The 12,913-nt window shown below is 39.8% G+C and carries 10 protein-coding genes and 1 pseudogene; 2 read left to right on the forward strand and 9 right to left on the reverse strand.

Annotated features, from left to right (window positions below; genetic code table 11):
- Nucleotides 1–4,144 (reverse strand): accessory Sec-dependent serine-rich glycoprotein adhesin (locus O3633_RS08880; protein WP_371621047.1); only part of this gene is annotated, 4,144 nt, incomplete at its 3' end.
- A gap of 216 nt (nt 4,145–4,360) precedes the next feature.
- Here O3633_RS08880 and O3633_RS08885 point away from each other — a divergent pair.
- Both O3633_RS08885 and O3633_RS08890 read left to right on the forward strand, forming a co-directional pair.
- A complete protein-coding gene (locus O3633_RS08885; protein ID WP_371621048.1) occupies nt 4,361–5,527 on the forward strand; it encodes an IS30 family transposase in 1,167 nt (388 codons plus the stop codon).
- 27 nt (nt 5,528–5,554) lie between these two features.
- Nucleotides 5,555–5,726, forward strand: a pseudogene (locus tag O3633_RS08890) (ISL3 family transposase); the annotation flags it as partial.
- A gap of 1 nt (nt 5,727) precedes the next feature.
- Here O3633_RS08890 and O3633_RS08895 read toward each other — a convergent pair.
- From O3633_RS08895 to O3633_RS08930, 8 genes are all read right to left on the reverse strand, one after another.
- Nucleotides 5,728–6,639: a bifunctional riboflavin kinase/FAD synthetase gene (locus O3633_RS08895; RefSeq protein ID WP_371621049.1), complete on the reverse strand. Its 912-nt coding sequence runs from the start codon at nt 6,637–6,639 to the stop codon at nt 5,728–5,730.
- A gap of 79 nt (nt 6,640–6,718) precedes the next feature.
- Nucleotides 6,719–7,657 (reverse strand): dihydroorotate dehydrogenase, encoded by a 939-nt coding sequence (locus tag O3633_RS08900; protein ID WP_371621050.1) that lies wholly within the window; start codon nt 7,655–7,657, stop codon nt 6,719–6,721.
- A gap of 10 nt (nt 7,658–7,667) precedes the next feature.
- Nucleotides 7,668–8,468, reverse strand: coding sequence for a dihydroorotate dehydrogenase electron transfer subunit (locus O3633_RS08905; RefSeq protein ID WP_371621051.1), 801 nt, complete (start codon nt 8,466–8,468; stop codon nt 7,668–7,670).
- Between the two features lie 250 nt (nt 8,469–8,718).
- Nucleotides 8,719–9,408: a sugar phosphate nucleotidyltransferase gene (locus O3633_RS08910; RefSeq protein WP_371621052.1), complete on the reverse strand. Its 690-nt coding sequence runs from the start codon at nt 9,406–9,408 to the stop codon at nt 8,719–8,721.
- A 12-nt stretch (nt 9,409–9,420) separates the two neighbouring features.
- Nucleotides 9,421–10,299, reverse strand: coding sequence for a DMT family transporter (locus tag O3633_RS08915; RefSeq protein ID WP_371621053.1), 879 nt, complete (start codon nt 10,297–10,299; stop codon nt 9,421–9,423).
- Complete coding sequence (locus tag O3633_RS08920) at nt 10,289–11,158, reverse strand: phosphotransferase (RefSeq protein ID WP_371621054.1); 870 nt, start codon at nt 11,156–11,158, stop codon at nt 10,289–10,291. The genes O3633_RS08915 and O3633_RS08920 overlap by 11 nt, the downstream gene beginning before the upstream one ends.
- Nucleotides 11,159–11,170: 12 nt before the next feature.
- Nucleotides 11,171–12,193, reverse strand: a complete 1,023-nt coding sequence (locus tag O3633_RS08925; RefSeq protein ID WP_049529627.1) for a ribitol-5-phosphate dehydrogenase — start codon at nt 12,191–12,193, stop codon at nt 11,171–11,173.
- Between the two features lie 4 nt (nt 12,194–12,197).
- Entirely contained in the window at nt 12,198–12,905 is a 708-nt protein-coding gene (locus O3633_RS08930; protein ID WP_049529626.1) for an IspD/TarI family cytidylyltransferase, read from the reverse strand.
- Nucleotides 12,906–12,913: the final 8 nt, after the last annotated feature.

A 12,913-nucleotide genomic window follows, 5' to 3' on the forward strand; every position in this document is an offset into this window, starting at 1 on the left:
CTGAAGCTGATGTACTTGCTGACTCTGACGCACTTGTTGATGCAGATTCAGAGGCGCTTGTGCTTGCTGACTCTGACGCACTTGTTGAGGCTGACTCAGATGCTGATGTACTTGCTGATTCTGACGCACTTGTTGACGATGATTCTGAGGCACTTGTTGACGCTGACTCTGACGCACTTGTTGAAGCTGATTCTGATGCTGATGTTGATGCAGATTCAGAAGCGCTTGTTGACGCTGATTCTGAGGCACTTGTTGACGCTGACTCTGATGCACTTGTTGAGGCTGATTCTGAAGCGCTTGTGCTTGCTGACTCTGAGGCAGACGTTGAGGCTGACTCTGAGGCGCTTGTTGACGCTGACTCTGAGGCAGACGTTGATGCCGATTCTGAAGCCGATGTGCTTGCTGACTCTGAGGCAGACGTTGATGCTGATTCTGAAGCTGATGTGCTTGCTGATTCTGAAGCTGATGTGCTTGCTGACTCTGACGCACTTGTTGATGCAGACTCAGAGACGCTTGTACTTGCTGATTCTGAGGCACTTGTTGAGGCTGATTCAGAAGCGCTTGTGCTTGCTGATTCTGAGGCAGACGTTGATGCAGACTCTGAGGCGCTTGTTGACGCTGATTCTGAAGCTGATGTGCTTGCTGACTCTGAGGCGCTTGTTGACGCTGACTCTGAAGCTGATGTTGATGCAGATTCAGAGGCGCTTGTTGACGCTGATTCAGAAGCTGACGTTGATGCTGATTCTGACGCACTTGTTGAGGCTGATTCTGACGCACTTGTTGATGCAGACTCTGAAGCTGATGTTGATGCAGATTCAGAGGTGCTTGTACTTGCTGATTCTGACGCACTTGTTGATGCTGATTCAGAAGCGCTTGTGCTTGCTGACTCTGAGGCAGACGTTGATGCAGATTCAGAGGCGCTTGTTGAGGCTGATTCAGAAGCCGATGTGCTTATTGAGGTGCTTGCTGATTCTGAGGCACTTGTTGAGGCTGATTCAGAAGCCGATGTGCTTGCTGACTCTGATGCAGACGTTGAGGATGACTCTGATTCTGATGCACTTGTTGAGGTTGATATACTATCCCTATTAGGGATAACTGTATAGGTTACCGGCAATTCGTAAGTGCTACTAAGGCCTGTCCCGTCAGGTAAGGTGGTAAATCTAACAGAATAAGTGAATTGTCCAGGAGTACTAATATCTGGTAAGTCTGAGCTGACAAAATTTGCAGATAAGATGGCTGATGCTGAAACAGAATCAGCACTATACCATTCACTTGGCGTATAGCTATTATAATAATCATCATCATCAACATCTTGTTCAAATGTATGAGAAATGCCCGTCACCTCGATAACTTTATGTTTCAGTGTTGTTGTGCTCACTAACAACTCTGAATTATTTGAAGTTGTCCCATAACGACCAACATCATAGGTCCGTGTAATCGTATAGTTAAATTCACCTGCCGTTGCCGTTGACAATGGTAGAGTTGTCGTTGTTGAAGATGTAGAGTTATTGGTCCATTTGGTTGTGTAAGATTGGTCTGTCACATCAGATGAGAGATACGCATCTGCATTTGAACCATTGTGAAGATTTTGACCTTTAAAATCATAAATAGGTGTTTTAGCCTCAATCTTAGGTAAAACTTTGTAATTTACATTAACGGTTTGCACAGAACCATCTGAATAGGTTACTTTTGCAACAGCTGTCTGATTCCCCGAAGTAGTCGTTGAAATCGGTGTTGACCAAGCAAGACTATATCCAGAGGCTGCAGGTGTTGTACTTTCATTTGAAGCAACCGTCACAAATTTACTTACATCAGAAAGATCCGAAGCTGTTTCACCCTGCAACGTGTACACAGTTGTTGCTTTGGCAGAGGCTGTGTAAATCTCGTTTTGTCTGATTTTATGGAAAGCATAGGTAATTCCTTGGTGACCCGTAACAACTTTCACAGTATTACCAAAAACATAGCCCTTAGCCGTAGCAACGTTTGTCGCTTTTAGAGTATAACCACTAATAGAAAGGTATTCTCCTAAATCTACAGTCGTTCCAGCAGTTTTCTGAATCAATACTTCATTTTTTCCAGGAATCTCTTCCCCAGTGTCTGCATCGATGAATTTCACCGTAATGTAGGCACCCTGAGCTGAATAATCAAACTTCTCCAATTGGAATTGCTGTAAATTATAACCGGAACCCGTCGATCCAAAGAGCGCAAAGGCCATTTCATCAGGGTATCCCGCATTTTGTAACAGGCTTCTGCTCTTATTCTCGTTTTTTATGACACTTGCATTTGGATGTCCAAGAACTTCCATATCAGCATTAACAGCTATGGAATCATAGTTTAGATTCATAGACCAAGTTTGTCCATTATAGGTGACCGTCATCACCTTGGTATCCCCATCATAGACAACCTTATAGTCCTTCAATGAATTATCTGTTGGGCCTTCCCTATTTAGCTTCTTAATGGTGCGGATAACAGGGTAAACAGAACCTTTGGCATCACTTCTAGATCCATTGTAGTTATAGGTAAAGCCTCCAAAAGCTCCCTTTTGATAACCCGAATACTTAGGATCGGCTGAAGCTTTATTATTCGATGATGGGTTACCCGTATTATGCCAAGTATCTAGTTTGAAACCGAAAGAACCTTTGAGGTTATTTCCTCCCATCCCAAGACTGGCACCTGATCCATTACCCTTGGCATTTCCGATTTCTCCGATAGCACCCGTTGAGAATACCGCAGCGATTCCATCACCACCCTCATGACCGTTTTTAGGGCGCCCTTCATAAGCCTCACCAAGATTGATTTTCCCTGTGAGAGTGAAACTTTCGTTCATATCAATCTTCGTGTTTAGGGTATAAGCACCTGCCTGACCTGGCGCACTTGGTGTCAAGGTCAAGGTCCCATTACTTAGAGAAGCCGATCCAGTTGTTTTGAAATAGGTGGATTGGTTCTTATTGGTTACAATCAAATGCGCCTTAGAATCATAACTTGCATTTCCCAGTGAAGCATTCGTATCGTAGGATGCACGTAAGGTATTGGCAGCCGTAATCCGTGCGCCATTCCGGTAATCACGAGCACCAGAACTTGCACGTAACTCTGTATTAACCACGGTATTACGTGTTCTAGTAGCTTCCGAGATAAGATCGTTGAGGTCAGCATTTGGATCTGTCAAAGCATTTTGAATTGCTTCAATCGTAGCCTTTCCTTTTAGAAGGGCACTTTCCGCCCATTCACGATTTCCCAGATGACCGAGATAGGTTCCGATCTCATCTGAAAGACTCTTGAGTTTTTTCTCCTGCTCTGCTCGTTTTTTGTCAGTCTCAGTCGCAGTTACTACCCCTGCCGCTACTGTTGTTAACATATCAGCAGTGTTGCCATTGACTTTATCAGAAACACCTGCGCTTACTGAAGCAGTATTCAAGTTAGCCGGAGTTGACTTATAGGTAATTGTAGCACCATCTTTATTCGCTACTACTTCTTCTACCTTAGAAGTTTCACCAGTAGAACCCTTACTTGTTGAGTTTGTGACTACAGAACGAGTAGAACTCGTTTCTGAGAGGCTTTCTGATCTTGTAAGTGACTCAGAGGTACTGGTTGAAGTTGAAGTTGAAGCTGAGGTAGATGCTGAAGTTGACGTAGATGCAGATGTTGAAGCTGACGCTGACGCAGATGTACTTGCAGACACTGATGAAGACAAAGACTCTGATAGGGATTGACTTTCAGAGACTGAAACACTCTCACTAGTAGACTGAGAAGTCACATCTGAAGCTGGAGTTCCTTGATCATCTTGCCCAACTGTCCCTAGAACAACTTTATCTGAAGTAACTAGCGTATCATCTGTTTCAATGACTTTTTCAACAGCAGTTTGTTCACTAGCATGAACCTGTGTTTGAACGATCGCTCCGCCACCGATAACCGAACTGGCCGCAACTATCCCCTTAAGGACATCGATTCCTGTTAATGGTGTGGAAGAACGCTCTTCAACAACTTCTGTTGACACTTGAGCAGTATCGACACCACCACGAATGACTTTAAACAGACCAAAAAGGGAAGTAGAGGCACGTAACCAGTGCTTACCAGACTTGATTAACTTAAATCTTGTAACACGGTCTGTCTCTCTAAATTGACCTTCATTTCTTTTAAAAAACATGTAAATACCTTCCCGTTTTTCTTTCAATTATTAAAATCGAGTTTCCCTTCATTTTACCATTTTTTAACAAATTTTTCCATTGATTTCACAAAAAAATTATAAAGAGAAACTTCTCAAAGTAACTTCCGCTTGGCTGGTCAAAGTGGAAATTAGTCTAAAACGGATTTTTATGGTGGAATTAAGTGTGAGACGTTTGAGTTAGAAATGAGGCTCACTATGACAAAACATAAACACCTTACCCTGTCAGACCGTAATGATATCCAATTAGGTTTAGAGCGCGGGGAAACCTTCAAAGCTATTGGGCAATTTATACTAAAAGATCCAACTACTGTTTCCAAAGAAGTCAAACGAAACAGACTAGTCAGAGAGTCTACCTGTGATAACCTTCCTTGCCCTCTACTCGATAAGGCTCCCTTTTTCTGTAATGGTTGCCCTAAAAGAAGACAAAAATGTGGCTATCAGAAATTCTTCTACCTTGCTAAGAAAGCTCAAAAACAATACGAACAAACTCTTGTCGAAGCTCGTGAAGGAACTCCTCTCAATTCTAAGACTTTCTGGGACATGGACAAAGTTATTTCTGAGGGTGTTAAAAAGGGACAACACATCTATCATATCCTCAAAACTCATAACCTTGATGTCAGCTCCTCAACCGTCTATCGACACATTCGAAAAGGTTACCTGTCTATCGCTCCGATTGATCTTGCTAGAGCCGTTAAATTTAAAGAAAGAAGAAAAAATAATCTACCTTCCATCCCTAATGATGCCAAAAAAGGCCGTTCCTATGAGGATTTCCTAAATTATTTGGCTCTTAAGCAACTGAATTCTTGGTTAGAAATGGACACCGTTATGGGCAGGACTGGAGGCAAAGTCCTACTTACCTTCAACCTGTCTTTCTGTAACTTTATCTTCGCTAGGCTTCTGGAAAATAAAACTGCCCTTGAGGTTACCAAACACCTCTATAATATTAAGAATACCCTTCACCAAGCGGACAAAGATTTCTGTCAACTCTTTCCTGTCATTCTGACAGATAATGGTGGAGAGTTTGCCAGGGTTGATGATATCGAAATGGATGTTCGAGGAGAGAGTAAACTCTTCTTTTGTGACACTAATCGCTCTGACCAGAAAGGGAGAATTGAGAAAAATCATACGCTGATTCGCGACATTCTACCTAAGAGAACTTCCTTTGACAACTTAACTCAAGAGGACATCAATCTCGTCTGTTCTCATGTCAACAGTGTCAAACGTGCTGCTTTGAATGGAAAGTCAGCCTATGAACTTTTTGCTTTTACTTACGGAGAAAAGATTCCTAAGCTTCTGGGCATTTCTAAAATACCTGCAGAAGACGTCTGTCAATCTTCTAAATTACTACAACATAAGTTTTAAAAACTAACCTAAAATGCCATTCAACATCTCTATCAGCTCTCACTTCTTCACTTTCAGAATAAAAAGTCGGATAAATTTATCGGACTCATTGAGGACAATCTAAATCAGGTTCATCCTCTCTAACAACTTTAAGAAACGAATTTTCATCGCTCTGAATATAAAAATGGAGAGGACAACGCTTGTCCTCTCCAGATGCTAGCTTATCTTCTAGCTATCTTTTCATCTTCTTCTAGTTGCTTAACTAATTGATCAACGCTATCAAATTTTACCATATCACGGATACGGTCCAACCAGGAAACGATGACAGTTTCCCCATAGATATCGTCAGAAAAATCAAAGATATGAACTTCAAAACGCTCTTCTTCGCCATCAAAGGTTTCATTTTTACCTAGACTCGCCATACCACGATAGACTTTTCTTTGAATCTCAACATCAACAACATAGACACCATCAGCTGGCATATATGTCCGATCCAAGTTGACTAGATTAGCTGTCGGGAAGCCAATAGTTCGACCTCGAGCATTTCCGTGAACCACTACTCCTCTCGTTGGTAAAGGAAATCCCAAAAGTTTGCCTGCTTCTTTTACATCTCCTTCTAGAATAGCTTGGCGGATACGCGTTGAACTAATTTTCCCCTTTTCATCCTCAACTGGTGGAACAATAACCACTTCACCATGGAAGAGTTCTTTTAAATCCTCAGCTGTTTTTCTATCTGAACCAAGAGTATAGTCAAAACCAACTACAATCGTATCTGCCTTCGCTTCCTTGACAAATGTATCAATAAATTCTTGGGCAGTCATATTTGCTACTCGACTAGTGAAATCCATCAAATACAAGCTCTCAACTCCAGCTCGCTTCAATCGACGTTCACGTTCACTAGCATTCAAAATATGCAATAAGTGTTCAGGTGAGTATTGATTCAGAGTTAGTTTTGGTGATTCGTTAAAAGTTACTAGAGCTACTCCCTGGCGCTTTTCAGCAGCAATGTTAGAAGCTATTTCAAACAATTTTTGATGTCCAAGATGAACTCCATCAAAATAACCAAGTACAAGGACGTTTGGTCCTGGTGTTGCAATATCTTTTTCTGTTTTAATAGGTACTGTAATAATCATAGTATTTATTATACCAAAAAAATGGCGCTTTCAAAACAATTTAGGCTGAATTCAGCATATAAAACTTAAAGTAGGAAACTTAAAGTAAACCTTCTTTGACTTCTTTACGGAGTTGCTCTAGACTATCAATACCATATTTGTCCATGACTTTTGGTAGATTTTCGATAATATCTGGACAAGCATAGGGATTGGTAAAGTTTGCTGTACCGACTCCGATAGCTGATGCACCAGCCAGATACATTTCTAAGGCAGCTTCAGCTGAATCCACTCCTCCCATACCAATGATTGGAAGCTTAGTTGTTTGAGCTACTTGCCGGATTAGTTTTAGGGCTACAGGAAATACTGCAGGCCCAGACATGCCACCTGTTCCATTTGCAATAATCGGCTTTCTAGTTTTGAGATCAAAACGCATCCCTACAAGGGTATTAATCATGGTGAGTCCACTAGCTCCAGCATCTTCTGCAGCCTTAGCAATGGTTACAATGTCAGTAACACTTGGAGTCAATTTGACGTAAACGGGCACTTCTGATGCTTCTACGGCAGCCTTCACCACATCATAGGCTAACTCAGGATCTTGTCCAATTAAAAGCCCATGATTACCGTGATCAACGTTGGGACAAGAGATATTGAGCTCAATAGCTTTCACGTTAGTTGCCTTGCAAATACCATGAGAAACGGCTGCGTATTCTTGTTTTGAAAAGCCAGCAACATTGGCGATAATGGGAAGATTTGGATATTCTTTTTGAAGCCAAGGCAGTTTCTCAGAGAGAACGACTTCTAAACCAGGATTTTGTAAACCAATGGCGTTTAGCATACCTGCTGGTGTTTCTGCCACTCGTGGAGTTGGATTACCAAAACGTGGTTCAAGTGTAGTAGCCTTAATCATGATAGAGCCTAAAAGGTCTAAATCATAGTATTTGGCATATTCTTGACCAAAGCCAAAACAGCCTGAAGCAGGAATGATAGGATTCTTTAACTCTAAGCCTGGTAGAGAAACTTGTAATCGATTTGCAGTCATGACACTCTCCTTATAAAACTACTGTGCCTGTTTTAAATACAGGGCCATCTTCACAGACACGTTGACTTATCGTTTCACTATCAGGTACTTTCAAGACGCAAGCATAGCAAGCCCCCATGCCACAAGCCATACGAGATTCTAGGGATAGGTAAGCTCTGGGATGGTCGTAAAATGTTTGATTAATGTATTTCATCATACCAGGCGCACCGCAAGAGTAGATGGCATCAAATTCTGTGTCAAATTCCTTAATGACTACTGACACATTTCCTTTAATACCATAAGATCCATCATCAGTCGTTACAAAGACCTGACTAAATTTGGATAATTCATCTTCCAAAATAACTGCATCTTTAGTAGCAAATCCTAGAACTGTTGTGACATCTACACCACGTTCATCTAATTGTTTCGCTACTTCAAGTAAAGGAGGCACACCAATTCCTCCACCGACTAGGAGAACATGACTCTGCTTGTCTAAATCAGATAAGTCAAAGCCATTTCCTTGAGGTCCCATAACATCTATGCTATCACCTGTTTTTAAGGTTGAAAAAATTGCCGTACCAGAACCTTCGATACGATAAATAAGATGGCATTGTTTTTTAGCCTTATCTATAGACGAGATTGAAATCGGACGACGCAAGAGATGGGCATCATCAGGTACACGCAAATGTAGAAATTGTCCAGCTTTCATAGCTTCAACCATTTCTCCTTGAAGTACGAGTTCAAAGATTACTGGTGCGATTTCCTTTTGAGACACTACTTTCATAGTTTCCAAGCGAATAGCACCCATGCGTTTTTTACAATTTGGATTCATACCGTTTCCTCCTTAAATTTTAAGGGGTTCAGAAAAAGAAAAACCTTGCAATCGCAAGGTTTCAGTAAGATACTTACAGAAAAGAATCAAATAAACTGTGTTTATTCGAAGTTTGTGTAATCTATTTTCTATCTGACACCTTGTGAGCCTCTCTGGACTTCCCTTAAAGGTTAATTTTTTACTAGTATACTGTATCAACCCTAAAAAGTCAATCAAAAATAGGTAAGGTGTCTGACGTATTTTAGTTTACTTATTTTTGTGAAGAGAGAATCTTCTCCAATTTTTGATAATCTTTGACACTGTCGATTTCGTAGATAGAATTTTCTTCCAATTCCTCAACGTAAACATCCAGTTCTTTGATATTATCTTTAACCATGTTGTCCCAGTAGAGATCTACAAATTCACCGCTTGCATAAGCCTCATCGATAAATCCAACAATCTTTTCAGCTGTTGGAGCATCCCAGAATGAAACTCCACTCAGGATGCGACCATTCTTACTATCAACGATGATATCTTGAACTTTGTAATCTTCTCCGTAAACTAGGAACCATTCATTGTCACAGTCATCACGATAAACACTGAAATATGTTGAACGTTCGATATCATTACGGAACATATTTTTGAAAAGATAGTTATCCGCATCGATAACGTAGCTATTAGCCAACTCTTCTTTTACCAAGTAAAGTGAGTAAAAATTATTGTAATCAGCATACTTATCGTTGAAGACCAAACGAACTCCATACTTCTCTTTAAGGTAATCGAATTGTTCTTTCAAATAACCTACAACGATGATAATATCATCAATACCACGTTCTTTTAAAAATTCAATTTGATATTCAATCAAAGGTTTTTGATTAACTTTAACCAAGGCTTTGGGAGTATTTTCTGTCATGGGTCTCAAACGAGTTCCCAAGCCAGCTGCTAAGATAATCGCTTTCACGCGCTTTCTCCTTTATTCTTTAATAATAATGTAAACACCAGCCATTACGATAAGTGAAGTAATGATGGTCAGTAAATTAAGGGGCGAACCCAAGAAAATTGCTGCAAACAAAACAGTCCATACTACATAACTGACATTTAGACCAGTTGCTTTTGCTGGTTGCAATCGATTGATAGCAATGTAGTAGGCAAGGTAAGAAATCATATTAAATGCCGCAAAGACAATTAATAGACCAAATAATTGTCCATTTGCCACTTCTGCAAATGAATGATGCGAGAAGAGAACAATGACAAGGTAGGACAAGAAAGATGTGACTTGTCGTATCAAGAGTGCTTCGAGTTCACTGAGTTCACTTTCCATAGCAAATGAGCTCAGAACACTTTCACTTCCCCAAGCAAGGGCACAGATCAAGGCACAGAGTATTCCGATATAGAAGGAATTAACTTGTTCAACCTTGTAAGTCTGAGCAATAATTCCTGCAATGATTAATAAAATTCCAAATACTGTATTCTTCGAAACCTTATGCTTAAGAATAAAGAAGGCAAGAAGTACAGAAACTGCAGGATAAATCGCTGAAACAGATGATGCTAAAGAACTACCGATATACTTGACTGCATAGAGATTGGCCTGCATGCCAATTGGCCCAGCCAATAGTGCTCCGATAATAACACTGACATTTCGAATGTTCAAGAAGATTGAAAAACGTACCTTTCCTTCTTTAACTAGAAGATATCCTAGCAAGATAAAAATACTAAGAAAGTCGTGCGCTGCTGCTACTACAAAAGGTGACAAGTCAGTAAATATAGAGAAGATATAAGCACTAATCGTTAGCCCTAATCCCCAAAAAATACCTGAGATAAGTCCAAAGGAAACTCCATTTTTAGTTTTCATCAATACCTCCCTGTGACTGCAATTCTTTTACAGCTCTATTGTAACGAGAGATTCCATAATCTCCAAAATCTGCACCATTTTCTTCTTTGTAAATGGTCCATAGGCTCCAAATAATGTCTTGCAAGATTTTGTAAATACGAATTTTTTCCCGAGAAACTGGTGTCTGTTCGCTTTCATAATGACTTAAAAAGTCTTCTTCTTCTGCACTTGTAAACTCTGATTCTAGGAAGAGGGCTGCCAGATCCCACATAGGGTCATTCATAGAGGAATATTCCCAATCAATGAGATAAAGATGTCCATCTGGCCCTTCTATGAAATTTTCAGGAACCAAATCAATATGACATGATTTTTGATCAATTCCAATTTGTTCAAGTTGATTTTTCAAAGAAAATACAGACTGTCTGACAACTTCATAGTTTGGATAGGAAATCTCCCCTTGAATCAAGGTTTCATATTTTTTGATTTCCTCAAAAGGAGCAAACTCTCCTTTTAATTCTTTACCAGAAGCGTGAATGGTTTGTAGAATTGGTGCAATCTTTTCAAATTTGGTTTTAATGGTAGCTGAATCAAGTGTCTCAGCATTTTCAATGTATTGATTAACCTTAATTCCTGCTTCAATATCGAAAAGATAATTCTCTACATCTAATTTCAAATCTTTCAACAATTCAAGATTGAACTTTTCATTCTGGCGGTCAATTAATTTATCCGTACCTTTACCGAAAAACTTAACGATGTACTGGTTTGAGGATGTTTTAACCAAATAATTTTGATTGGTCATTCCACCTAATTGTTCAACACTCAGAATATCATCATCAGTTGATAGTAAAGAGGTAAGTTTTTCCTTAATGATTTTTTCCACAATCTTCCTCCATTAGACTTCCCACTTAAAGACTGTCTTAAATGCGGTATTTAAGTCAGTTGCAAAAACTCGGTGAATATCTTTGATTTCTCTGACTGGTTCTTCTAAATAAATGATATTTTTCAAACGATTGGCAAATCTCTTAATCTCCATCATTTGGATAGCTTTTTCAAAGTCAACACGTCCTGAACGTGAAGAACCTACCAGTAACAAACCTTTTTCCAATGAATCTCGAGTATTGATATTTACCTTGTACTCACTAACACCCATCATCAAAATGGTTCCCTGTGGTTTGATGTAACGAATGAGATCATTAATAGCAGGCCCGCATCCATCACCACCACAGCATTCGAAACCATGGTCAAAACTAAGATCTTCTGGAATACTGTCCGTAATGTAAAGCTCCTTAGCAAAGGAGAAGAGTTCTAATTTCTCCCAGTGACGACCAATAACAATAATCTCTGCTTCAGGCAAGGTATAGTTAATAATATTAGCCATGACAAAAGCTAGACTACCATCACCAATAACTGCAATACGCTGACGTCTGCTATGTGAAACCGTCAAGAAGCGATTCATAGCGTGCATTCCCACACTGACAAACTCAGTAATGGCAGCAACTGTGTCTTCGACGTCCTCGTAAGCTACCACACGATCCTTAGGTAGAGAAACAAATTCTCGCATAAAGCCATCATGACCACTAGACAAGAAATAAGTTCCTGTCATATAGTTTTCATAAAATTCCTCATCACTCTGCATAGGTGGTTGATTGGGAATCATGACAACCTTCTGGCCAACTTTGTAGGTACCTGTGGGATCAGAAATAACAGTCCCACAAGACTCGTGAATCATAGCCATTGGAAGCTTTTTAGATAATATTTTGGGATCGCGTTTTCCTTGATAGTAACGTTGATCCGCATGACAAACCGCCATATAATTTGGTCGAATGAGGATATGATTCTCTTGATCAATCTCTTCTTCTTGGTATTTGATATTGATAAACTTTGGTTTTGTCAGTTGATAAATTTGATTAATCATGTTTTTAGTCTTTCTCAATCATGCTTTTAGCAATCTTCAAGTCTGTAACTGTTGTGATTTTTAGATTTGAGTATTCACCCTTAGCTAAGGCTACATCTTTCCCCTTGATAACAAAAATTTTACATGCATCTGTCAAAATTTCTTTTTCTTCTGCTGATAAAGAACCATACAAATCAATAAAGTCTTTACAACGGAAGGTTTGAGGAGTTTGCCCTTGATAGAGATGAGCGCGGTTTGGAATATCTGTAATAAATTTCCCATTAGTACTTTCAACAATGGTATCCACGGCTTCAACTACAGTATCAACAGCATCATGATTTTGTGCAAGAGTAATGTTATCTTGAATCATTCGAAGTGTGATAAAAGGACGAACTGAGTCATGAGTGACTACGATATCATCTTCTGTCAGTGGACGATAAGCATCAATAGCTTCAATAATTTTTTCAATACTCGAATTACGATCCACACCACCTTTTGTGATGATGATACGGTCCTTGTGGAGTGGAAGGAATTTTTCAACTAAATCTTCTGCATGTGTAACCCAGTCCCCATGAACTCCAACTACAATCTTTTCAATACTTGGTTCCAAAACAAATTTTTCAATAGTATGAATCAAGATTGGGCGATCTCCCAACTCAAGAAATTGTTTGGGTAAATTACTAATCCCCATGCGCGTGCCGGTTCCACCTGCTAAAATTCCAGCGTAAATCATTTTGATAC

Origin of the sequence: Streptococcus sp. 27098_8_22, assembly GCF_041432415.1 — a bacterium.
GTDB classification, from domain to species: Bacteria; Bacillota; Bacilli; order Lactobacillales; family Streptococcaceae; genus Streptococcus; species Streptococcus pseudopneumoniae_M.